We start from the raw sequence: 22,801 nt of genomic DNA, 5'->3' as shown, positions 1-22,801 counted from the left end.
ACTTTGCCAGGGTCAACAGTCCCCCTCTCGATGCCAGAAAAAGAAGAGTGGTTGGAAAAAACCAAATAAATATAGACTGACTGTCCAAACATAGCCCTGGCACGCATCCTGCATACATAAGAGCCAGCTCAAAGGGGCAAAGGGAGAGGCCAAATTGTTTTTTTTAGACCGTCGACAAACCTTGTTTATGTTTAGAAGCAGACTTCTAAGTCTAGCCCTGGTTCTAAGTACGCTCGCCATGGCGTGCAGTGCTTACACGAATGATACGCAAAGGTCTTCAGACGCAGTCAACTCTCAGAAGTCACGGCAAAAAAGTGAAGAGCAAGTCAAACACGCGATTTCGCTTGCGCTTCGACGCACCGGTTGGTTTGATGCTCTAGAAGCCTTTCCTGATGAGCAAAGCGTCGCCGATCACAACATACAGGATTTTTTACCCAACTTTTCCATTGCGAACATCCTTACACGTGAGGGTCGCAAAGATCTCGTCCTCTGGGTCGTTGAGCATGCTTCACCTGTTTATCAACCCATCTTTGTTCAGCAACACCAGCAACAACTTGCTGATGGAACGCTAAGCATCGACGAGCTTATCGACGCAAACACGCCTAGTGCTTGTCAGTTGTTGTTTGCTCTGCAGCAAGGATTGAGTCAGGGACAGGATACAGCGATCGGGAGGCTGTTATCGACTACTCCTTCCTTCAGCCTGCGTTACTGCGCCTCTGCCGACAGTAACCCGGAAAAGAAAACACTTTCTGCAAAGCAAAACCTGATTGTCGATCCGATATCACTCACAGTAGAAGCCGTCTTGTTAATCCTGGCCGCAGCAATCGCTCTGATTGCGGTCGCTGCACTACTGCTTTACGAAACCGCTCAACTGGCACCAGTATTCCTCGCTTTTTTGCAAGACCTTAGTCACACGCTGTTTGCACAGGAAGTTACGTTGGAAGAGCAGTTTCAGGCATGGCACATCCATTATCAGGCGGTTCAAAGCATTCCAGAACCAAGTGATGCGGACTACGAAAGCCTGAAAACAGACATGGGAAAAACGCTTGTCGATCTCAAAGCAGCCCTTGAAGACCTGCGCGCACAGCTCCTATTGTGTGACGAAGACGACCGGGCTTGCCTTGAAGCGGCGCGCGAAGCGATTTCGATACTTCTGGCAAAGATTCAAGTTTTCATAGGGGCCATTCTAGAACTGCTCGATGGAAACTTACCCTCTTGGTTTGCCGAAGCCCTTTCGGACATAGGCTACGAGCTCTGCCAGGCTGTGGACCGTTTTCTGAACTCTCTGCGCAATTACGTCAACGGCAGCCCAGGCACCGATGTTTACGATGTTTTTATCACTGATCTTATCGGCGTGCTCCCAGAAGGGCCTCTAGAAACTCTAGCGTTGATACAAGACCTTAGCTGCCCAAACTTTGCCTATAAATTAACTAATGGACAGGAGTAGCTAAGTCGAAGGGCAGCTCTACAGACGAATGCGCTTTGCCGCCCTAAGTTTCGAGCAAGTGAAAATAAGTTTGCGGCTTAGGCTGTTAGACGGCATGCTGGACTTGATGCGCTGAGCAGGTCTGTTGTTTTGTTGAGGCGCTGTTGCCATATCTCTGCCCACTCGCTATCGGCGAGTCGGCCGTGATGTCTAAGCTCACGCGGATTTGCAGCGTTTACAAGATGCCGCACTTTGAAGCTCGAGGCTGTTGGCCTTGGATACTTTTCTAAATCTTTGCTGGCCTGTTCCATTGCGGCCTGAGCCCGCGTGGGATGTTTTTCCAGAGCCCAATTCAGCAATGCCAACGAAAACTCGGCATGACAAGCTTCGTCTTTCGCGATTTGTATTAAAACCTGACGAGTCACCGGCTCCTGACAGACTTCGGCGCAGCGTGCTGCCACGTCTGCATTAAAACCCTCAAGCTGGCAGCCATCCGTAATGCTCTCGTAGACCAGACAATGAACGGGATCATCGATTTTCCCAATGCCCTCCAACAGCAAGTCTGGCATGGGCTCAACCGTATGACTTCGAGCAGCGTAACCTGCGGCCAACGCAAAGCAACGCTCGGTATGCTCGATCTCCTCCAGCGCACATTGCTGCGCCCAACGATGAAGTCGCGGCGGCGCACCCACTGCAGCAAGCAGCCAACTAATGCGCGCAAAGGCTGGAACCGAAGCATGTTCTTTTTGAGCATCATGTAGCCACAAGGCCTCAAGGGCACGGCGCGTTGCTGCATCCAAGCCATCGGCGCTCGGCCGTGGCCCCATCGCCCACTCGCTCCCTTCTCGTAGCTCGGGATGGATCTGCCTTCCGCGCACGCGAAGCGGCCTGCCCCAGCCACCCCCGGCTCCCAGCGCCGCAAGGAAAATGCCCGTAAGCCAGCCACTTGATGCAAGTAAAAGGGTTAACACGCCTCCCGCAATGAATAGCGCTTTGCGGCGCACAACTTTTTTGGCACGCACCATCTGAACAATCGTCACAACACCCAATATCAGTTGCAGCAAAGCAAGGACACTAAACAGAACCAACCACGGTCCACCACTCCCCGATGAATTGACCGCCATCCACCAAACCAAAACATTGAGCGCGCCAACACTAAGCGCCCCCACGAAGCAAAGCTTCGCAATCTTCACATGGTTCTGTTGCTCATCCACAATGCACCCCCGCACTCAATCGTTTCATGCCACTACGATAGCTAAGAGCCAAAGACGGTATCCGAAAACGGTAAGCCCTGTAAAACTGACACATTTCAAGGCAAAAACGAAATTCTCGGCCTTCCGCCATTGTCTAGCCACACAAGGTCTTCCGTTCCGTTTTTGGAACGATAAGTCCAGTTATTGATGACTAGTTGCATAACCGGAACGACGCTATGTTGTGTGTGGTTCAAACAAAAGGAGCAAGGCATGCAAAATACAAACTGGAATATTGATGTGAGTCATTCAGGCATAAACTTTTCCGTGAAACACATGGTGTTTGCTAATGTACGAGGACGCTTTGCTTCCTGGAGCGGAACAATTCACATGGATGAAACGGATCTCAATAAGAGTAGCGTCGAAGTTGAAATCGATGCGTCGAGCATTGATACTGGCGTTGCGGACCGCGACAATCACCTTCGATCCGCTGATTTTTTAGATGTTGAGCAATTTCCCAAGCTCATCTTTAAAAGCACAAAGCTCGAAAAAGTAAAGGATGATCGCTATCAGCTCCATGGCAAACTGACCCTGCATGGAGTTAGCAAAGAAGTCGTGCTCGACATGAGTTATGGCGGTCAAGCCAAAGATCCCTGGGGCAATCAGCGTGCGGCATTTACCGCATCGACCTCCTTGGACCGTCGGGAATTTGGTCTCAAGTGGAATCAGGCCCTCGAAGCAGGCGGCCTACTGGTAGGCGAGCGCATCGATATCGAACTCGAAGTTCAAGCGGTGCAACTTTCCTAAATAGCGAGGACAGAGCAAAACAGAGAGCGTGCACACCAGCTAATTAGAGCGCATTTCTATGGATAGGAAAAAGCCGGAAGCTTTTCCTTCAAGGCCAACACCAACTTTTCTTTAGCAGAACCGGTCACGTTCAAACCGTGCGCCATGATGATGTTTTCAAAATCAGATTCGAGAAGTTGTGAGATAGAACGATTAAAGCTTTCTCGGTTTTTAACCATCTTCAAGAACAAACGGCTCACTGCAAATCTCCTGTAAGTTCCAAAAAGATTGAAAACAAGCCAATAGCCAAAGCCCGTGCCGTTCAGGTGATTAAAACAAAGGTCTGTAGCGATAAGCGTCTTAGATGGGCGATGAAGAAACACCACTTCATTGAATTTAGGCATGCCTTCAATTTCAAACATACTCAGCTCTTGACTGAAGGGCCATTCACCCTCACCAAGAACAGCCTGCCAAGCTATCTGAGGTCTCTTTCGAGCAAATCCCTTTACACCCCAGATCCGTGCTGTTGGATAAAGCTCGGCAGCAGCCTCAACACCACTGCTGTGAAACAGATTCGGTGCCACGATATCCGTGGGAACACCAAACGCATCAATCTCAGTCTTGAAGCGCTCCAGATCAGGCAAAGGTGAAATCATCACCACCTTTTCACCAACACGAACCAAGCTCATCTTGATCGGCAAAGTCATCAAAGGCAACTTGAGTTCAGATGTGAGAGTTAAGATCTGCTGTTCGTCTGAGGACATGCGCTACTCCGTTCCAAGGCCACCATGCAAAGAGGTAGCACGTTCTATTTTCATCGTCATTTCATCTTTTAAGCTTTGCCTTAGGTAAGGACGATACGAGTAGCCCGCGCAATGCACTTAAGGTGCATGAGCAGGCAACGCAGTATCGGACGCTGGATCAGTCAAAGCTCGACGCCCAGCTGATGGAATTTGCGGGGTGGACGGGACTCGAACCTGAGCCGCGCATTAAACGGTGGCCGCGTAGCGGACACCTCATCAGCGGCGAGACATCCACTTGAAGCAAGCACCACTACCTGCAACCCTTACGCCGCCCTGCAGTTATCCGATGTGAGGCCGTCAGGCCGCGGGGGATGTTGTGCTCAATGCTAAAATTCTGCTGGATATGATGTAGCGGGGTGGACGGGACTCGAACCTGAGCCGCGCATTAAACGGTGGCCGCGTAGCGGACACCTCATCAGCGGCGAGACATCCACTTGAAGCAAGCACCACTACCTGCAACCCTTACGCCGCCCTGCAGTTATCCGATGTGAGGCCGTCAGGCCGCGGGGGATGTTGTGCTCAATGCTAAAATTCTGCTGGATATGATGTAGCGGGGTGGACGGGACTCGAACCCGCGGCCTCCGGCGTGACAGGCCGGCGTTATAACCAACTTAACTACCACCCCAAATGGGATTTCGGCTTTCTAGCCTCTCTTAGGAGCGCTGTCAAAGGCTAAGTGCTTTACTGTTTGCAGCGCTGCGTAGCAGCGCTCCAAAGAGGGGAGACACGCGTCTCCCCTCCCGAGCGCGCTTTGCGCGCCGGCTCCCTCCCCTGCGGGCTCGCTCTGCTCGCGGGGAGTGCTTGCTGGCAAATTTTGGGATTGGTGAGCTCTTTCGCTTTAACTGTTTGTACCGCTGCATAGCAGCGCTCCAAAGAGGGGAGACACGCGTCTCCCCTCCCGAGCGCGCTTTGCGCGCCGGCTCCCTCCCCTGCGGGCTCGCTCTGCTCGCGGGGTGACTGCTAGCTAACAGAATCTAGGTGTTGCCGGCTCGGCGGTGGCTGCTGCGGGCGTGTTCTACGGCTAGCAAGGAGGCGCGGGCTTTGTTGACGGTTTCCTCGAACTCAGATTCGGGTTTGCTATCGGCTACAATACCAGCACCTGCCTGGATGCGAAATTCGCCATGGCTTTCAAGCACAGTGCGTATGGCGATCGCCATATCCATCGATCCTTCAAAACTGATGTAACCGACCGCCCCCCCGTAGATGCCGCGACGCTCCGGTTCAAGCTCATCAATTATTTGCATCGCTCGAATCTTGGGGGCGCCTGAAAGTGTTCCAGCGGGAAAAGTAGCGGCAAGGACGTCAATCGCATCTTTATCCCCTTGCAGTTCGCCAGCGACATTTGAAACGATGTGCATCACGTGCGAATAACGCTCCACGGCCATTTGCTCAGTCAGCGCTACTGTTCCGGTCGTGCATATGCGGCCCAAATCGTTGCGACCAAGATCGACAAGCATGACGTGCTCCGCCAACTCTTTAGGATCCGCAAGCAGCTCGGCTTCGATGCGTAAATCTTCTTCAAGGTCCCAGCTGCGATGCCGTGTCCCAGCAATCGGCCGTAATTGCGCGATCCGATCATCGAGTTTGACCATGGTCTCAGGACTTGCACCCGCGATGCGCACTTCAGGGAAACGCAAAAAGTAGTTGTACGGCGAAGGGTTGATGGCCCGCATCACACGATACACGTCAAAGGGATCCACATCATCGCTTGGCAGTCTGAAACACTGCGAGAGCACCACCTGAAATATGTCGCCAGCCCGAATGTATTCACGCGCTTGATCCACAGCTGTACAAAAAGCCGAACGCTCAAAAGAAGAAGGCGGAAGCTCAGGAGCGAGTTCATCAGGCTCCGGCCGGACAATATGCGACGGAGGGTTTGGAGTGCTTAGGCTTTCTTCACATGCGCGAAGCTTATCGACGGCCCGCTCGTAAGCTGCCACCAAATCATGGGACTCACCAACCAACACCGAGCGCACAAGCCGTACCGTTTGAAGCACATTGTCAAACACCAAGGTCGTGCCGCCCACAGCAAAAGCGTAAATATAGGGATCGCCACCCTTGGCGTTGCCTTCACCAACAGCTGGCTCAAACCTTCGCACCGCATCGTAGGCAACGTAACCCACAGCCCCGCCCCAGAACGGCGGCAACCATGGCACAGCCTGTGCTTCGTATTTCTTTAGGCAATCGCGCAAAGCCTCCCACGGGTCGTGATGCTCTTTTCGCTCAATCTGATCGCCACGGACAAACTCAACAAAATCGCAACCTGCGCGAATGATAAAATCTGAATCGTAGCCCACGAAAGAATAACGAGCCAGGCGTTCTCCGCCAACCACGCTTTCCAGCAAGTAACTGCCTGGTCCCTGACCAAGCGCGGCAAAGGCAGCCACCGGCGTTAGCGTATCCGCCACCCACTCGGCGCACACCGGAACCACCGTACTGGCTTTCGAAAGTCGAACAAACTCATCAAAACTAGGCTCAATTCGCATGGGTGCTGCATCCTACTTTGTTTTCGCGCAAGCGACCAGTTCATGCTAAACAGATGGCGTATGCAAGTGCGATCCAAACACATCGTGCTCGGCGTTGGCGGCGGTATCGCGGCCTTCAAGAGCGTCTACCTTTTGCGCGAACTCGGACGAGCTGGTTTTGACGTGCGCGTGGCCATGACCCCATCGGCAAAGCATTTCGTAACCCCTCTGAGCTTTGCGGCTCTAAGCAGACACCCCGTTGAGAGTGATCTTTGGATTTCCCCACAAGGTGAAGAAAAGCACGTCGAACTTGCAAGTTGGGCTGATGCGATGGTTGTGGCGCCGGCAACTGCCAATTTATTGGCGCGCATCAGCCATGGCATGGCCGATGACATCCTCGCTGCGACTTTACTTTGCTTCAAAGGTCCCGTGTTTATCGCTCCAGCAATGCATCCCTCCATGTGGAGCCATCCAGCCACCAAGCACAACATCGCCATACTCAAAGAACGCGGCGTGCAGCTCATCGGCCCCGAGCACGGCGCACTTGCAAACGGTGAGCAAGGCTTAGGTCGCATGAGCGAGCCGCAGCACATTGTCGAAAAGCTCCAGGCTAAACTTTTTGCTAAGCAAGACTACGCAAACAAACGCGTGCTCGTTACAGCTGGGCCAACTTATGAAGACATTGATCCGGTGCGCTACCTGACAAACCGCTCCAGTGGTAAAATGGGCTTTGCCTTGGCCGAGCAAGCCTTGGCACGCGGCGCAGAAGTTACGCTTGTAGCTGGTCCGGTCAAACTCGACTGCTCAAACTCAATTCGCCGCATCGATGTACGCTCGGCAGAAGAGATGAATCGGGTTGTGCTCGAGCACAGCCCGAAAAACGATGTCGTGATCATGGCTGCGGCTGTCGCAGATTATCGCCCGGCCAAAAAAGTCGATCAGAAAATCAAAAAGAGCAGCGAGCCCCGCAGCTTGGAACTCTCCCCCAACCCAGACATCCTTGCCAATATTAGCAAGAAAAAGACAGAAAACATGCCAATTTTGGCAGGTTTTTGTCTGGAAACTGACAATCTTGTCAATTCAGCTCGAGAAAAACTTGAGCGCAAGGGCGCCGATTTGATTGTGGCCAACTTGGCCAACAAAGCCCTTGAGGGCGATCACACCGAGCTTACGCTGGTGGACAAACAAAACGCGAAGGCCTTAGGAGCCATGTCCAAAACACAAGCTGCTAATGCTGTACTGGACGCGCTCATCGCTAAAGTGAAATAGGCTTAACTGTTTGTACTGCTGCGCAGCAGCGCTCCAAAGAGGAGATTCACGACAATCCCCTCCCGAGCGCGCTTCGCGCGTCGGCTCGCTTGACTGTTTGGACCGCTGCACAGCAGCGCTCCAAAGAGGGGATTCACGCGAATCCCCTCCCGAGCGCGCTTCGCGCGTCGGCTCCCTCCCCTGCGGGCTCGCGCTGCTCGCGGGGGTGACTGGCTAGCAAATTTTGAAATTGGTTTGCTCTTTTGCTTTGACTGTTTGTACCGCTGCACAGCAGCGCTCCAAAGAGGGGATTCACGACAATCCCCTCCCGAGCGCGCTTCGCGCGTCGGCTCCCTCCCCTGCGGGCTCGCTTTGCGAGCGGGGTGGTTGCTGGCTAATTTTGGAATGGGTTGGGTTTTAGGCGTAGCGTTTTTTGAATAGCGCTTTGAGACCTTCGTGCTCACGCACTAGGCCAAGCGCAACATCACTTTGACCTTTGACATAGGTGCCGCCAATACGCAGTTCGACTTCTTTGCTGCAAAGCTGTGCGCTGTAAGCAGCGCGGTTGAAATTGGTAGACGAGGAAAAGAAAAGCAGCGCGCCAAGTTCTTTGACGGCAAGCATCGCGCTCATTTCCACTTCGCCGGCATTGACACACGAGATCACCAAGTCGAACAAGCCGGCTTGATCCTTAGCGGCGCATAGCTCACGAATAAGAAGTGGATCGGCTGCATTACCCAAGAGAAGGTCCGTGTAAAGGCCAAGCTCTCGTGCTTGTTCAATAGCATCATCACCGCTGTCGATGCCGACAATCTTTGCTTGATCGCCCATCACTTTGCGGCATGCTGCAGCACACAGCAATCCACTTTTACCAGCAGCACCAAGAATGAGCACTTTGCTTTTTCCTTCAGCAAGTTTGGCGCAAAGCGCTGGCGCAGAGCAGACACTGAGCACAGCGAGCGCAACGGAGGCCGGCATGTCGGTAGGTAGTTTCGCAAAGGGATAAGCCTCAAAAAGCACAGCTTGGCCGCGCACCTCGACTTGCCCGGATTCACGATTGACTTTACGCACTTTTTCAAGCTGCAACGGCGTGGCGGTAAGCGATGCAAGGCTTACGATGCGCTCGCCCGGCTCAAGCCCAATTTTACCCTGCAAATCGGAGCCAATCGCTGCAACTTTACCCATGAGCACACCGCCCGATCCGGTCACTGGATTGTGCTGTTTGCCTCGGGTTTTAACGGTGCGCGTGATCAAACGCATGATGCCTTCATCGTCCACGCCCGAACTACCTTCGATTTGACGGAAACTACCCGCATCAATGCTGAGCGCCTCAACATCGAGCAGTATTTCGTTGCTATAAAATTCCTCGACGTTGGGATTAAGCTTCCACGCTTGACCCGGGGCTGCGCCGGTTGGAGAAAGTACGCGGTGCGAGCCGTAGGGATCCGCTGCAGGGTGTTGTTGGGGCACGTAAAAACTCCTTCGTGGGCAAGACAAACGCCCGATGAGTGCACTTCCCTACAGGCGGCGCCTTCTGTCAAGCAGGATTATTGAATCGAGCCGAGTACAGCCTCGATGTCGCCGGCCCCTTCGCGAAGAATGGCCGGAACATCACTGGTTAAATCAACAATCGTGGAAGGATGCATACCGCCAAGCTCGACATCCAAGATCTCAGCCACCGCCGGGAAACGAGCCGCAATCTCTGCTGGATCACGCAAAATGTCACCCTGATAGGACGCTGAAGTCGACACCAACGGTCCGCCGTATTCCGCGAGCAAGGCATGAACCACAGGATGGTCGGGTACACGAATACCAACCGTGCGACGTTTGCGCATAAGTAACTTCGGGACTTCTTTGGTAGCGCTAAGCACAAACACATAAGGACCCGGCACCAGCCTTCGCATCAAACGATAGGATTGGTTATCCACGACAGCGTATTTTGCAATCTGGCTTAGGTCTGGGCACAGCAAAGTTAGTGGATGATCTTTGGCTAACTGCTTGATGCGGTAGAGTTGATCGATGGCTTTCTTTTGAAAGGCATCACAGCCCAGCCCATAGGTAGAATCCGTCGGATAGGCAATCACCCCTCCATGCCGCAAAGCCTCTACAGCCTGGCGAATTTTATGGGGTTCCGGATGCTCTGGGTGGATTTGAATACGCATCGCGCGTGCAGGTATATCCTTTTGACAGATACCGACAAGAGGCGACTCCCATCTCGTTGGGTTTTAGGGTATAGGGGGCGAGCTATGAGCAACCATGAGACAAGTCCCGTTATTCTGCTTACCGCCATTCACCATGCCACGGCCAAGGCTGCTGAGCTTACTCAACAGCATGCAAAAGCCTATGAGCGAGCCACCATGGCTCTCGACGGACAACACACTGGCGGCATCGACCTTGTAGAGCTGCCTATTGCGCCAAGTGCTTTTGAAGCCATGCGCAAAAGCATGCGTCTAGACGACGACACCGTGGCGCTTTACGATATCTTCGCCATCTCATCAAAGAGCAAAAGTTCGCTTCGTTCCATTGCAGGACAATATCTTGCCGCACAGATTCTCTGGTCACTTGAAGCCCAAGGCTTACTTTCTGGCGTGCCAGTCTCAGTCAAGTTCGATCTTCCCCACGGCTGGGAGCAAGACAAAGATAAGATCAAAAGCCGTCTTGAAAAACATGGCGCCTTTGCCCTCGATGAAAAAGAAGCCGGCACCTTCAAGACCATCAAAGCAAACTGGGATCGTTCAAGCAGCTAAGTGCTTTACGCTCGGTGACCCAGGCACAGTTGGCTTCGGCGAAACGCCACGGCGCTTCGATGTCCTTTTTGTCGGCATAACCGATACCCACCCGAGGACCACAGAGCAAAGACTCCGGCGCATCGCCCTCGAGCAACTCGAGTTCGCCCGATTTGAACAAAGGATGGCCACTAAAAGCTGTATCAATGCCGAGAGCTTCGCCAATCTTGCCAGGACCGGTAAGGAGCACCGTCCCTTTTTTATGACCGCGCCGCTTCTGAATCGTCGGCAGCCCCTTTATAGGTTTTGCTGCACGGATCGAACGGCTGCACCCTGCTCTTGCGCATCGGTCACGATGTTCAACATATGATGCATGCCGTAGCACAAATAGACATACGCATGACCTGCTGGCCCCCACATCGGTGCATTGCGTTTGGTTTTACCAGCCCGGCAATGGTTCGCGCTGTCATCCGGAAAACGATACGCCTCGGTTTCGGTGATCTGCAACACCACGCCGCCTCGTCGCAAACGCATGCCAATGAGATCCCTAGCCACCAAAAGCGCATCACGTGCACAAAAAGACTGAGGCAAAAGGCGGTCCACCGTTATATTTCTCCGGTTACGGTTTGCACAGGTGTTTTCCGTAGTTTTCAATGCGAGCGGGACCCATGCCGTGAGCGTCGGCTAGCTCTTGCAGCGTTGTTGGTCTTAACGTCGCGATGTCTTTTAGCGTGCGGTCGTGGCAAATGATGTAAGCAGGCACGCCCTTAGCACGGGCAAGCTCAAGGCGTGTCGCACGTAGTTTTTCAAACAAAATATGATCGGCATTGCTAAGGGTAAGATCGGTACTGCTCGAACTGCTCAACGCTTTTTTATTCTTGCGCCGCTGCCCCGCATCCTCTGGCGGAAGCAAAAGCTTAGGGGGCTCTTGATCCTTCATCACGCGAACGCCACGTTCGGTAAGGTAAGGCACCGGAAACTCTGATGCGCTAAGATTGGTCAAACCGGCTGTGATCAAACGACGCAACAAAGCCATGACCCACGGCTTGGGATGCTCTTTTAGCAAACCGTAGGTACTAAGTTGATCGAGCCCCAACTCACGCTGTCGAGATGATTTTACGCCAACCAGCATATCGGCCACTGCGCTAAGGCCTGCGCGTCTACGATTGCGCGCCACACCACTCAAGGCCTTACGCACGATTTGCACATCGTCGGTAGTGAAAGCCTCGTCTTGCTTGGCACTCTGTTTCTCTTCAAGCCTCTCACACACATCGCAGTGTCCGCAGCCACCAAGCGTTTCTCTTTCGTCACCAAAATAGCGCAAAATAAAATCGTGCCGACAACTGCCTGCTTCGATGTAACGCATCATGTCTAAAAAAAGCTGCCATTGACGCTCAAGATAAGCAGGATTGCTTTCACGATCGTTACTGTAGCCGATAAGTTTGCGGCGCAAACCAAAATCGCCCGAACTACTCAAAAGCAATCCTTCGGCGGGTTGACCGTCGCGGCCTGCACGGCCCACTTCTTGATAATAGGCTTCAACCGAACCGGGTGCTTGCACGTGCGCCACCAAGCGAATATCTGCGCGATCAATACCCATGCCAAAGGCATTGGTGGCGACGACCACGCTAAGCTTGTGTAGAGCGAAACGCTTATTCACTTTCTCACGAACCTTGGCTGAGAGACCCGCATGATAAGCATCGCAATTCCAACCTTCCCGCTTTAGCGATGAAGCAAGACTCTCTGCTTTGTTTCGAGTGGCCGTGTAAATAATAGCGCCACCACTTGGACTCGATGGACTGTCCAAAGCTTGCTTCAGCGCGTCGAGCAAAAGCGAATGCCTAACCTTGCTCTGATCGATTTCCATGGCACTCAAGCGCAAATTTGGACGTGAAAAACCACGAAGCACCAGATTACTATCGGCCGTTGGCAACCCAAGCTTTTCTTGGATTTCTTCACGCACCATTGGCGTAGCTGTTGCAGTGCAAGCAAGGACACGCGGCGCACCCAGCTGCCGAAGCACCGCGCCAAGTTCAAGATACGAAGGACGAAAGTCATGCCCCCATTGCGAAATGCAATGTGCCTCATCGACGGCAACAAAAGGCGGTCTAAGGTCAACTAGTCGTTTCAACAGAAACCCGGATAACAAAGCCTCCGGAGCAACATAGACAAGTTTGAACCTACCCTGGCTCATCGCCTCTTCTCGGGCACGTCGCTCGGCAGGATTCAATGTTGAAGCAAGGTAGGTTGCAGCAATACCCCGCGCCTCCAAAGCTCGCACTTGATCTTCCATAAGCGCAATCAGTGGCGAGATAACAATACTCGTCCCGTCAAACACCGTGGCCGGAAACTGATAGCAAAGCGACTTGCCCCCTCCGGTCGGAGCAACCACTAACACTTTGCCGCTTCCTTCGAGCAACTCCGTTATGGCTTCAAGCTGCCAAGGACGAAAGCGCACGAGGTTAAAATTAGCCTTAAGTTGCGAAGTCCACCTACTACTCATACCGAGCCCTTATAAAGACTGCCACCCAATTTAGCGAGCCACTATCCTGATCCAGGATCCCGCCTAATTATGAAAAGGAATTCAAACACTTAAAACCCACAGCGCGATAAATGCTCGTCCACCGCACAAAACAGATTCAGTTTAGGTCGCGGAGCACCATCGCTAGCTCAACTCGCTGTATTTGCGGGCATTTTTCAGGCATTATCAAAAAATCGCGGTGTGGTTTGTAACGTTATCGAATCGTTACCCTTTTTGAACGCGATCCTGGATCGAGATAAATGGTGACCCCAACGGGACTCGAACCCGTGTTACCGGCGTGAGAGGCCGATGTCCTAACCGCTAGACGATGGGGCCAACCCTCATTCTCACTTACAAGCCCCGCGCTTATATAGCAAAACTGCTCCGCCCGGTACCCCTTACTGAGCAAATCAACACAAAAACAACCTATCCAGACCATAATTAACCCCACCGCGGCCCCCGAACCACTGATTGGCAGTCTTGAGAGCCCCAAGGGCTTTGGTTTTCAGGGGCATCTTCCCAGAGAGCACGAAGATAAAATTGGAAATGAACGACTTAGCTCATGCGCCGAGCTGCAAGTCTTGAAAGCCCCAGAAAACCAAAGCCCTTGGGGCTCGATCTATCTCGTATAGAATTGGTTCGGGGACTAGGATTCGAACCGCAAAAGCACCGTCAAACGGTCGGCCGCAACAGCGGACGGCCTGGGGCTTTTGTACTTTGGCCTGATTCGACCTAAACCATAGACGTCTTGGTTCGGGGACTAGGATTCGAACCTAGATAACGAGTACCAGAAACTCGTGTCCTGCCGTTAGACGATCCCCGAAAAACAGTCCCACAACGGGCAGTTAGTAGTGGGTGGCAGCCCGCATGTCAAGCAACTTTCACTTCCATGACCCGTTCAATTCCTGCCAAATCGAGATGAAAAGCAACAAAGCGAAGCTCTGGATGCTGAGCCAGTAAGGCTTTGAGCCCTTCTCCCTGCCCCTTACCTATCTCTAAAAAGAGATGTCCCTCGTCTTTAAGGGTGGGCTCTCGCCTGATTCAAAATCTTCTGAATTACATCGAATCCTTTTCCCCGGCAAGCAACGCAAGCCGTGGTTCATGCGCCGTCACATCCGGCGCAAGACTCTGCCATTCACCCTCTGTAATATAGGGAGGGTTGGAAACGATCACATCGAAGCGTCGGTCTTGAAGCTGTGCAAATAGATCCGAGGCTATCAACTCCACTCGATCTTGCGCCTCATGTTTAACAACATTGCTCCGGGCAATCTCTAGAGCATCGCGCGAAATATCGCTTGCGCAAACAAGCCAGTCAGGCTTCTCAAGCGCAATGCTTACAGCAATCGCACCGCTTCCGGTACATAAATCAAGGACTTCGACTGGCTCGGAGCTCGGCGCAAGTGCAAGCGCCTTTTCAACCAAAAGCTCCGTTTCGGGTCGCGGCACAAGGACATGGGAATTGACGTTAAACGAACGTCCATAAAACTCACGGCGCCCGAGAATATAAGCCACAGGCTCAAAACCACGCCGACGTTTTAAAAGAAGCTTGATCTGAACAAGTTCCGCGGGCAAAAGCGGCCGATCCAAATCCATATAAAGGTGCACGCGATCAAGCTTTAACGCGTGAGCCACCAAAAGCTCTGCATCAAGCCGAGCGTCGGGCAATCCAAGTTTGCTAAAGTCATCCCCCATCCATGAGAGAACTTTGCGAATCGTCCATGTCTCAGAAGGCATTAACGCATCTTCGCGCGCATTTTCATTTTAGGCGCCATACCCGCAGCCCCTAAAATCTGCCTCGCCATTTGCATGATTTCGGGGTGTGTGCCTTTTTGCACAAAGCCCGCAAGCATATTCAGATCCGTTTGCGCCAACGACTCCATGGCCTTCTTTGCAAGGCCACGCTTTTTGATAGCGCTGAACGTATAGACTTGGGCTCGCAACAACATCGCGGAGACTTCACCATAAGCAGGATCATCATGACGGTAAGTCTCAAGAAGCTTGCTGGCTTCATCGGCCTTGCCCGTGCGTGAAAAGGATTCGGCAACCACCGCCGCATAAAGTGCCTTGGATTTGGGATTGGGTTGGCGGTCTAAGCGTATTTCATCCGCAAGTGTTCTTGCATCCCGTGCGCGGTTTTGCATCAGGTACATCAGCGCCAGATTGGCCCGCACATCGTCTTGAGCCACCGCAGGAGCTTTTTTCAAATCAATGCCTTCAAGAATGCGCACCGCCTCTGCCGGTTTTTCTTGAGCTACCAATTGAGCGTGAGCCAGTGCTTTTAGCGCATCGCTGCCACTTTCAGCCTCAAGCTTTTCAATTGCTTTTTTCCGACCTTCAGGATCAGTCGCCGTACTGAGAATGTCAGCAATCGCTTGAGATTTTTTTGTGAGACGCCACACGTAGATGCCAAAGCCTACGGCGACTAAGGTGAGCACAGCCATTACGCCTACGCCCCAGTAGCTGATGAACTGAACCGTGCCAAAAGCAGTCACCCACAAAATCAAAAACGCTGCTGCAATCTGCAACACCACTTTCCATTTAAAGGTGGGCCGCTCGACTTCGCCCATCGCATCTGCAGAATCTCGCGCTTTTAACTTATATTTTTGGCTTTTTTCGCTCATTTTATCCTCAATGCCCCTGTCCCTTACCTCGGCTAGGCCTACTATTCAAGGCTGCAAGATACCCTTTTAAATTCGGCCAATAGTAACCAAACGCAGCAAAAGCAAGTACGCATGCCAAAGCAAAGCCAGCTGAGGGCAGCGGCGCCCAGCCTGGGTAGACCCAAGCACGCACCCCAAAGCCATGGCCGTAAAGGAACCAAACATGACTGTAGTAAATCGCCAAGGTTTGCGCGCAAAGAGTCAGCCACGGTTCAGTCACCCTTTTGATGGGCGAGGACAGCAAAGTCAGCAATAAGGTAAAGGCAAGTACACCAAGCAAGCGTTCAAAACGGAAAGCCGTCAGCTCAAAGTGCAAGAGCAAGCGGTGCACCACAAAAGCCAGGACCAGCAATATCGTCAAACGGAGCAAACTCGAACGCTCGGCATGCGAAACACAAAAAGCAGCCACACACACACCAGAAAACAAATACGCAGCGTGAGGAAACAAGGGGAAAAGTGAACCGTGCGCATGGCTCAGGTAATTCACGATCAAGGTCGTGGGAAAACGAGCATCCGAGTCAGCAAAAACCCTTCACCCATAAAAGCAACTACCGCAGCAAACGCTGAAAACGCCCAGACTTGCCAGGATCGTTTTGCGAGGGAAACAACAGCTTCAAGATTAATAGCGAAACACCAATGCATTGCAAAATGTCGACCAAGGCAAAGGAATCGAGCGCCTGCGCCCGAACTGCAGGATCACTTGATAACAACCCAATAGGAAAACGCATCAAATAGCCTAAAGCTAAAATCAGCAGTGAGCGCCGAAGCCGTTTGTTTCGACGCTTCTTCGTGCTCTTGTAACCCTCGAAATCCCACAGCGTTGTCACATAGTAAGCAAAGCCCGCCGCAAATAGAAAAGCTGGCGCCGTGAAACCACGCAAATAAATCCAAAAGGCATGCACCGCACCAAAGCGGTACTGCTCAGCTAAAACAGCATCCACCGCATGGCCCTGCACCATCTGGAAGGTCGCCACCAAGCGCAGTAAATCGATACTTATGATGCGCGGAATTTTTTTCATCGCCGATACGCTTCAAACTCTCCTTTAAACACAATCGCCCGCTTCCACAAGGAAACGGGCGATGGATAGAGCAAAAGCTCCCTGCTTTACATGAAGTTAGCAAAAACGTTGGCACCAAGACCAAGCTGCCAATTCTTCAAGAAAATCGCATCCCCACCTGGGAAGGTGTTTATGAAGTTCGGGAAGTTAAACCATGCAGTAAGGTCCGCAATTCCCCCATCAAGCGTGTAGCCACCTTGTGCACCAAGCGGAATGCTCAAACCATCAAAGTCAACATTGGTGAAGTCTTGAAAAAACAAGCCTGTGCGACCACCAATAAAGACTGCATCGGTCACGCTGTAGTTCAGCGCAAATGGGATATCGATATTGAGCTGTAGGTCCGTTGCAAAGATAAACTCCAACTCGGCACCCGTATCGATGCGCATTTTGTCCATTCGTAGCAACACAGGCAAGCCTGCTGAAAGACCGAAGTCGGTTCCAGACTGTGCAGGCAGCACCATACCAACTTGCAAGCCAACCTGGGTGTCTCCATCCATCAAGCGGTAACGGCCATAAAATTCAGGGTTCATGTAATCGAAATCTGGACTGATAGCCAACGGTAGAATGAGTGTGCCGATTTCAAGGCCATCCATCACACCATAGGCAGCACCGATACCTGCTCCAACGCCCAAGTCACTAACGCCAGCGCTTTTATTGAACGTGAGACCACGACGGTTGTTGATAGCGCCCGAGTTCAAAAGACCAAAGTCTGAAGGTCCTACGTCAACGCGCAAGGTGCCCGCATCCAAGGTCATTGAACGAGCTGTGTATTGTGGTGTCGAGTTGCCAAGCTCGGCAAAAGCCGAACTAGTGATCAACAAAGCAGCCACAGTTAGAAATGAAACGAATAACGAACGGTACAATCGCATTGAATCCCCCTTTATAACGAAAAGGACATGAGATAACTTCCCACAACGCTAAGCACCGAGACCCATTCCCGATGTCCTCCATGTACGTCATGGTAAGTCACACACTCCGGGGAACGGTAGCGGCAAGAGCATCAAGTTGCCAGTTAAAACAACAAGATAGTCCATAGGCTTTTTTAAGAGGCACAGAGTTGCCCAATCGGGTACGGCTCTGCTAAAGTTTTCTAGTGGATCTGATGTTTGGTGGGACGGTTGTCAACGGGGCATTTCAAGGGGTCAGGCGACTCGGCTGGGCGAGCTGCTTGTTCGTGAAAAGCGTATTAGTTTGCAGCAGTTGCGTGATGCTCAAACCGATCAGCAAAAGAACAACACCACCCTTGGCTATTCACTCGCTAAGATGGGCATTATCTCCGATGACGAGATTACCCAGTTCCTTAGTCACAAATACCATGTTCAGTCCGTCAATTTAGCCGAATATGACATCGATCCCGAAGTCGTACGCCTTGTTCCACGTGATGTGGCTGAAAGGCATCGCATCGTCCCCATCTCACGATCTGGCTCGTCCTTAATTGTAGCAATGTCCGATCCATCGAACTTGCACGCCATCGACGATATTAAGTTCTTAACGAACTACAACGTCGAGCCTGTTGTCGCGTCTGAAGCCGCGATCATGGCCGCTCTGGAGCGTTACTATCACGACGAACCTGATATTTCGTACGACGAAATCATGGAAGGCTTCGATGAAGAAGAAATCGAAGTCACCGCCGATGACGACGATGGCGGCGGAGTCGACCTAGCACGAGCCTCCGAAGATGCACCCGTCATCCGCTTGTGCAATGCCATCATGCTTAGCGCTATCAAGAAGCGTGCATCGGACATCCATATCGAGCCTTACGAGAAGAAACTGCGTGTTCGTTACCGTATCGACGGTGTGTTGCATGAAGAAATGCAACCTCCCCTTAAGCTCAAGAACGCAATTTCATCGCGTTTCAAGATCATGTCCTCGCTCGATATTGCTGAGCGTCGTCTGCCGCAAGACGGCCGCATCAAGCTCAAAATGGGCAAAGGTCGTGAAATGGACTTCCGTGTCTCGGTGCTTCCCACGATGTGGGGCGAGAAAATCGTCATGCGTCTGCTCGATAAGAGCAACTTGCAGCTCGATATGACCAAGCTTGGTTTTGATCAAAAAGCCTTGGACGACTTTATGTACGCCATTAATCAGCCCTTTGGCATGGTCTTGGTTACCGGCCCAACGGGTTCAGGAAAAACGACCACTCTTTATTCAGCACTCAGCGAACTTAACAAAATAGACACCAACATTAGCACCGCCGAAGATCCGGTGGAGTACAACTTGATGGGCATTAACCAATGCCAAATGCACGATGACATCGGCCTAAACTTCGCAGCGGCTTTGCGCAGCTTTTTGCGCCAGGACCCCGATATCATCATGGTCGGTGAGATTCGCGACTTTGAAACGGGCGAAATCGCGGTCAAAGCGGCGCTCACCGGTCACTTGGTCCTTTCAACCCTGCACACCAACGATGCACCGAGCACCGTTTCTCGTATGCTCAACATGGGTATCGAGCCCTTCTTGGTCACCTCGTCCGTGAATCTTATCCTTGCCCAGCGCTTGGCCCGCCGCATCTGCAGCGAATGCAAAGAAAAAGTAACGGTGGACGAAAAGAGTCTAAGGGAAGTCGGCCTTACAGATGAGCAAATACAGCAGGACCGCATCTTTAAAGGTGCTGGCTGCAGCGCTTGTGGCAATACAGGCTACAAGGGCCGCGTCGCACTTTATGAAGTCATGCCCTTTACCGAACGGCTCAAAGAAATGGTCCTCCAAGGTTGCTCGACCGCCGAGCTCAAACAAGAAATGATTCGTGAAGGCATCAATAGCTTGCGTATGTCCGGCATTCTCAAAGCTCTCGAAGGGGTCACTACCCTCGACGAGGTCACCCGCGTCAGCACCTCCGATCATCGGTAGCCACTCAAACGACTCCACAGCAGATCGCCTTTTGACAGCGGACGATCGCTTTGAGATCGCCTTCATTTCTAGAGATCTGGTTTTTAGTTAAGTGAAATTAATTACGTAAAAACAGGATCTTCCGAGATAAACTTAAATATCGAGTGACGTGATGTGACCTTACATTGCATTTCACAGCTTGTCGCCATGTCTAAGCGATGCTAGATCGTCCGTTATGCGAATCAGCAATAGTTTTTCTGAAGGTGAAATCCAGCTACTGGATTTTGTGATCCAATCCTTGCTTCGTGGGGGCAGCCCTACGACCGCACCTCGGCACAAAGACTTTCCGTCTCTTTGCCGCAAGGTCAAAGCAATGAAGGCAAAAGTGGCGGAGCGTAATGCGCCAGCCACCACGCAAACGGGAACGATCGCCCCCAGCGCAGACGAGCTCGCCAAAGCGGTCTAACCACTACCAACAACCACACGGCCGAGGACTGAGCAAGCCCTCGGCCGTTGCACTTTTTATCTAATAAATCTGCCTCGGTCTTTTGCTTTATGCAAAGTAAGGCGTTGACACAAAACGGCCCCTCGGCTAAGCGAAGCTCGTGTTTGTCTTTCGTAACGCTCGTATCCTTGATCCGTCCGCTAACATGGACCTTCAAGGAGACGTTGTTGTGGACAAAGGGCGAATCTCAGCAATTGGCAAAAACGCTGCGAAGAACATCCCTTCTCAAGCTTAAAATGATTGGGATTTAAGCGGCAAATGGCTCTGCCCTGGATTCATCGACCTTCACGTCCATTTTCGTGAACCAGGACACGAATACAAAGAAGACATTGCTTCGGGGCTTAAGGCAGCAGCGCGTGGAGGATTCACCACAGTATGCGCGATGCCCAACACTACCCCAGTCAACGATACCCGCGCGATCACCGAGACCATGTTGGCGCGAGCCACAAGCCTTGCAGGAGCACGACTTTTTCCCTTTGCCGCTATCACGAAAGGTCTTGAAGGTAAGATCCTAAGCGAGATGGGCGATTTGCGCGAAGCAGGCGCGATTGGCGTAAGCGACGATGGCAAGTGCGTGATGAACTCTGAAGTCATGCGCAAAGCGCTTGAGTATGCCAAAGACTTTGACTTACTCGTCTCACAACACGCCGAAGACCATAACCTCACCGCTGGCGCAGACATGCACGAAGGACCGATCAGCACGCGCCTTGGCCTACGTGGCTGGCCACGCGTTGCCGAAGACATTATCGTTGCTCGAGATCTTTTACTCGTTGACTACTGCAAAGCCCGCTACCACGTTGCTCACATCTCGAGCGCCGCGGCAGTCGCCATGATTCGCGAGGCAAAGTCCAGAGGACTGCCGGTCTCAGCCGAAGTGACTCCCCATCATTTGCTGTTTACCGATTCTGATGTGCTGGGATATCGAACCGAATGCAAAGTCAATCCTCCACTAAGACCCCGCGAGGACCAAGACATTCTGCGCGAAGCACTTGCCGACGGAACCATTGACTGCATTGCCACCGACCATGCGCCACATAGTTCCATTGAAAAAGAGTGCGAGTTTTCTGCGGCAGCACCTGGCATGATCGGCCTTGAGACCGCACTTTCAGGTCTATTTGCCTTGCTACGCGAAGATAAAATTTCTGCCATGCGCCTTATCGAGTGCCTGAGCAGCGCACCTGCCAAACTAGCTCGGGTAGATGGCGGAACGCTCAAAGTAGAACAGCGTGCAGACATCGCAATCATTGATCCGGAGTACACTTGGGAGCCCAGCGCACAGACGCTTGCATCAAAGTCTTGCAACACGCCGTTTCTTGGAAAAAGCTCACCGGTGCGGTCATCGCAACCATGGTAGAAGGACGTTTGGTGTTTAAACGATGAGCAAGCGCAGAGCACGATTGGTTTTAGCAGATGGGACCTGCTTTGAAGGCAGCACACTCGGTGCCGAAGGAAGCACGGTTGGCGAAGCAGTGTTTTGCACCGGCATGACCGGTTATCAAGAAGTCATCTCCGATCCGTCGTACTGCGCGCAAATCGTCTGCATGACCGCTCCACAAATAGGGAATACCGGCGTCAATCACAGTGATCGCGAATCAAACCATCCACGCCTCGCCGGTTTTGTGATTCACGAATACTCTGAAACCGTCAGCAACTGGCGCAGCGATTCCTCACTTGATGACTATCTCAAAAGTTCAACATCGTCGGCATCGCAGACCTCGATACCCGTGCGCTAACCCGACATATTCGCGACCATGGGGCCCAGATGGCAGCTATTGGCTGCGAAGATGCATCATCGCTTGCCGATAAAGCCAAAGCAGAAGCTCCAATGGAAGGGCGTGATCTGGTAAGCCAAATCACCACCAAAACCCCTTACGAATGGACGGAAGGGACGAAGCAATGGTCCATGCGTCCTTATAACGCTCGCGCCACGCCAGCGCACGCTCGACCTGCCAAAACAGAACATCATGTTGTAGCGATGGACTTTGGCATCAAACTCAACATCCTTCGCTGTCTAGTCGATGTTGGATGCAAAGTCACTGTGGTTCCTGCCAGTACCACGGCAGACGAAATCCTTTCCCTAAATCCCGATGGCATTTTCCTATCCAATGGACCAGGGGATCCCGAACCAGTCGACTATGCAGTCAAGACAGTTCAAAGCTTACTTGGAAAAAAAGCACTCTTTGGCATTTGCTTGGGCCATCAAATCTTAGGCAGGGCTCTTGGCGCAAGCACCTATAAGCTAAAATTCGGTCATCACGGTTTAAATCAACCCGTAAAAGACTTGAAAACGGGACGCGTCGAAGTCACCTCGCAAAATCATGGCTTTTGCGTCAACACAGAATCCCTTAGCAAAAATTGTAAAGCGACTCACACCCAGCTCAATGACGGGACCAACGAAGGCATCGAACACCTCGAAACCGGGGCCTTCAGCGTACAGTACCACCCCGAAGCCGCCGCTGGTCCCCACGACGCCCGCTACCTTTTTGACCGCTTTAAAGAACGCATCGTCGGTTTCTAATACAACTTACAGCAGAACAATTCGTGCAGCGCTGTTGCTGCTCTCAACGCACCCGGATGCAACAGG

Annotated in this window: 17 protein-coding genes, 3 tRNA genes and 3 pseudogenes; 8 read left to right on the top strand and 15 right to left on the bottom strand. The window is 52.2% G+C overall.

Annotated elements, in window-relative coordinates:
* Positions 1-154: 154 nt before the first annotated feature.
* A complete protein-coding gene (locus tag IPJ88_10370) occupies positions 155-1,447 on the top strand; it encodes a hypothetical protein (GenBank protein QQR88647.1) in 1,293 nt (430 codons plus the stop codon).
* 77 nt (positions 1,448-1,524) lie between these two features.
* Here IPJ88_10370 and IPJ88_10365 read toward each other — a convergent pair whose 3' ends face one another.
* Entirely contained in the window at positions 1,525-2,640 is a 1,116-nt protein-coding gene (locus tag IPJ88_10365; protein QQR88646.1) for a hypothetical protein, read from the bottom strand.
* Positions 2,641-2,889: 249 nt separating this feature from the next.
* Between IPJ88_10365 and IPJ88_10360 the strand changes: the two genes are divergently transcribed.
* Positions 2,890-3,423 carry a YceI family protein gene (locus IPJ88_10360; GenBank protein QQR88645.1) on the top strand — a complete coding sequence of 178 codons (534 nt, stop codon included), beginning with the start codon at positions 2,890-2,892 and terminating at the stop codon, positions 3,421-3,423.
* Positions 3,424-3,479: 56 nt separating this feature from the next.
* On the opposite strand, the gene IPJ88_10355 is transcribed toward IPJ88_10360, so the two are convergent.
* The 3 genes from IPJ88_10355 to IPJ88_10345 form a co-directional block, all read right to left on the bottom strand.
* Entirely contained in the window at positions 3,480-4,166 is a 687-nt protein-coding gene (locus IPJ88_10355) for a hypothetical protein (protein ID QQR88644.1), read from the bottom strand.
* Between the two features lie 590 nt (positions 4,167-4,756).
* Positions 4,757-4,830, bottom strand: a tRNA-Asp gene (locus IPJ88_10350).
* A 349-nt stretch (positions 4,831-5,179) separates the two neighbouring features.
* On the bottom strand, positions 5,180-6,691 hold the full coding sequence (locus IPJ88_10345; GenBank protein ID QQR88643.1) for an anthranilate synthase component I family protein: 1,512 nt from the start codon (positions 6,689-6,691) through the stop codon (positions 5,180-5,182).
* A gap of 60 nt (positions 6,692-6,751) precedes the next feature.
* On the opposite strand from IPJ88_10345, the gene coaBC reads away from it, so the two are divergent.
* A complete protein-coding gene (coaBC, locus tag IPJ88_10340; protein QQR88642.1) occupies positions 6,752-7,939 on the top strand; it encodes a bifunctional phosphopantothenoylcysteine decarboxylase/phosphopantothenate--cysteine ligase CoaBC in 1,188 nt (395 codons plus the stop codon).
* Positions 7,940-8,335: 396 nt separating this feature from the next.
* On the opposite strand, the gene IPJ88_10335 is transcribed toward coaBC, so the two are convergent.
* On the bottom strand, positions 8,336-9,388 hold the full coding sequence (locus IPJ88_10335) for an L-erythro-3,5-diaminohexanoate dehydrogenase (protein ID QQR88641.1): 1,053 nt from the start codon (positions 9,386-9,388) through the stop codon (positions 8,336-8,338).
* Between the two features lie 77 nt (positions 9,389-9,465).
* Positions 9,466-10,080 carry a threonylcarbamoyl-AMP synthase gene (locus IPJ88_10330; GenBank protein ID QQR88640.1) on the bottom strand — a complete coding sequence of 205 codons (615 nt, stop codon included), beginning with the start codon at positions 10,078-10,080 and terminating at the stop codon, positions 9,466-9,468.
* An 84-nt stretch (positions 10,081-10,164) separates the two neighbouring features.
* On the opposite strand from IPJ88_10330, the gene IPJ88_10325 reads away from it, so the two are divergent.
* On the top strand, positions 10,165-10,665 hold the full coding sequence (locus IPJ88_10325; protein QQR88639.1) for a hypothetical protein: 501 nt from the start codon (positions 10,165-10,167) through the stop codon (positions 10,663-10,665).
* Here the strand turns inward: IPJ88_10325 and IPJ88_10320 are convergent.
* The 9 genes and pseudogenes from IPJ88_10320 to IPJ88_10280 all read right to left on the bottom strand — a co-directional run bounded on the left by IPJ88_10320 (position 10,634) and on the right by IPJ88_10280 (position 17,752).
* Positions 10,634-11,247: pseudogene (locus tag IPJ88_10320) on the bottom strand (DNA-3-methyladenine glycosylase). The gene IPJ88_10325 and the pseudogene IPJ88_10320 sit on opposite strands and share 32 nt — an antisense overlap.
* A 16-nt stretch (positions 11,248-11,263) precedes the next feature.
* The gene (locus IPJ88_10315) at positions 11,264-13,147 is read right to left on the bottom strand and encodes an ATP-dependent DNA helicase RecQ (protein QQR88638.1); all 1,884 of its coding nucleotides are present in this window, start codon (positions 13,145-13,147) and stop codon (positions 11,264-11,266) included.
* Between the two features lie 279 nt (positions 13,148-13,426).
* Positions 13,427-13,501 (bottom strand) — tRNA-Glu (locus IPJ88_10310).
* Between the two features lie 413 nt (positions 13,502-13,914).
* Positions 13,915-13,988: transfer RNA gene (locus IPJ88_10305), tRNA-Gln, on the bottom strand.
* 233 nt (positions 13,989-14,221) lie between these two features.
* The gene (prmC, locus tag IPJ88_10300; protein QQR88637.1) at positions 14,222-14,899 is read right to left on the bottom strand and encodes a peptide chain release factor N(5)-glutamine methyltransferase; all 678 of its coding nucleotides are present in this window, start codon (positions 14,897-14,899) and stop codon (positions 14,222-14,224) included.
* A complete protein-coding gene (locus tag IPJ88_10295) occupies positions 14,899-15,786 on the bottom strand; it encodes a hypothetical protein (GenBank protein QQR88636.1) in 888 nt (295 codons plus the stop codon). Before IPJ88_10295 ends, prmC begins: the two co-directional genes overlap by 1 nt.
* A gap of 7 nt (positions 15,787-15,793) precedes the next feature.
* Entirely contained in the window at positions 15,794-16,312 is a 519-nt protein-coding gene (locus tag IPJ88_10290; protein ID QQR88635.1) for a hypothetical protein, read from the bottom strand.
* A 61-nt stretch (positions 16,313-16,373) separates the two neighbouring features.
* Positions 16,374-16,844: a DUF1624 domain-containing protein gene (locus IPJ88_10285; GenBank protein QQR88634.1), complete on the bottom strand. Its 471-nt coding sequence runs from the start codon at positions 16,842-16,844 to the stop codon at positions 16,374-16,376.
* A gap of 86 nt (positions 16,845-16,930) precedes the next feature.
* On the bottom strand, positions 16,931-17,752 hold the full coding sequence (locus tag IPJ88_10280; GenBank protein ID QQR88633.1) for a hypothetical protein: 822 nt from the start codon (positions 17,750-17,752) through the stop codon (positions 16,931-16,933).
* A gap of 262 nt (positions 17,753-18,014) precedes the next feature.
* On the opposite strand from IPJ88_10280, the gene pilB reads away from it, so the two are divergent.
* The 4 genes and pseudogenes from pilB (at position 18,015) to carA (ending at position 22,735) form a co-directional block, all read left to right on the top strand.
* A complete protein-coding gene (pilB, locus tag IPJ88_10275; GenBank protein ID QQR92018.1) occupies positions 18,015-19,733 on the top strand; it encodes a type IV-A pilus assembly ATPase PilB in 1,719 nt (572 codons plus the stop codon).
* Positions 19,734-19,947: 214 nt separating this feature from the next.
* Entirely contained in the window at positions 19,948-20,178 is a 231-nt protein-coding gene (locus IPJ88_10270) for a hypothetical protein (protein ID QQR88632.1), read from the top strand.
* Positions 20,179-20,362: 184 nt separating this feature from the next.
* Positions 20,363-21,597 (top strand): annotated as a pseudogene (locus tag IPJ88_10265) (dihydroorotase).
* Positions 21,594-22,735 (top strand): annotated as a pseudogene (carA, locus tag IPJ88_10260) (glutamine-hydrolyzing carbamoyl-phosphate synthase small subunit). The pseudogenes IPJ88_10265 and carA overlap by 4 nt, the downstream one beginning before the upstream one ends.
* Positions 22,736-22,801: the final 66 nt, after the last annotated feature.

The sequence above is a fragment of the Myxococcales bacterium genome, from assembly GCA_016699535.1.
Taxonomy (GTDB): Bacteria; Myxococcota_A; Polyangia; order Polyangiales.
The sequence above is the reverse complement of the archived record's forward strand: the minus strand, read 5'-3'. Positions and strand labels throughout refer to the sequence as shown.

Bases quoted from the DNA above. Each gene is read 5' to 3' on its own strand.
- IPJ88_10325 (QQR88639.1), top strand. From the start codon at position 10,165: ATGAGCAACCATGAGACAAGTCCCGTTATTCTGCTTACCGCCATTCAC.
- IPJ88_10295 (QQR88636.1), bottom strand. From the start codon at position 15,786: ATGAGCGAAAAAAGCCAAAAATATAAGTTAAAAGCGCGAGATTCTGCA.
- IPJ88_10285 (QQR88634.1), bottom strand. From the start codon at position 16,844: ATGAAAAAAATTCCGCGCATCATAAGTATCGATTTACTGCGCTTGGTG.
- IPJ88_10330 (QQR88640.1), bottom strand. From the start codon at position 10,080: ATGCGTATTCAAATCCACCCAGAGCATCCGGAACCCCATAAAATTCGC.
- IPJ88_10360 (QQR88645.1), top strand. From the start codon at position 2,890: ATGCAAAATACAAACTGGAATATTGATGTGAGTCATTCAGGCATAAAC.
- IPJ88_10345 (QQR88643.1), bottom strand. From the start codon at position 6,691: ATGCGAATTGAGCCTAGTTTTGATGAGTTTGTTCGACTTTCGAAAGCC.
- IPJ88_10315 (QQR88638.1), bottom strand. From the start codon at position 13,147: ATGAGTAGTAGGTGGACTTCGCAACTTAAGGCTAATTTTAACCTCGTG.
- prmC (QQR88637.1), bottom strand. From the start codon at position 14,899: ATGCCTTCTGAGACATGGACGATTCGCAAAGTTCTCTCATGGATGGGG.
- IPJ88_10355 (QQR88644.1), bottom strand. From the start codon at position 4,166: ATGTCCTCAGACGAACAGCAGATCTTAACTCTCACATCTGAACTCAAG.
- coaBC (QQR88642.1), top strand. From the start codon at position 6,752: ATGCAAGTGCGATCCAAACACATCGTGCTCGGCGTTGGCGGCGGTATC.
- IPJ88_10280 (QQR88633.1), bottom strand. From the start codon at position 17,752: ATGCGATTGTACCGTTCGTTATTCGTTTCATTTCTAACTGTGGCTGCT.
- IPJ88_10270 (QQR88632.1), top strand. From the start codon at position 19,948: ATGCGAATCAGCAATAGTTTTTCTGAAGGTGAAATCCAGCTACTGGAT.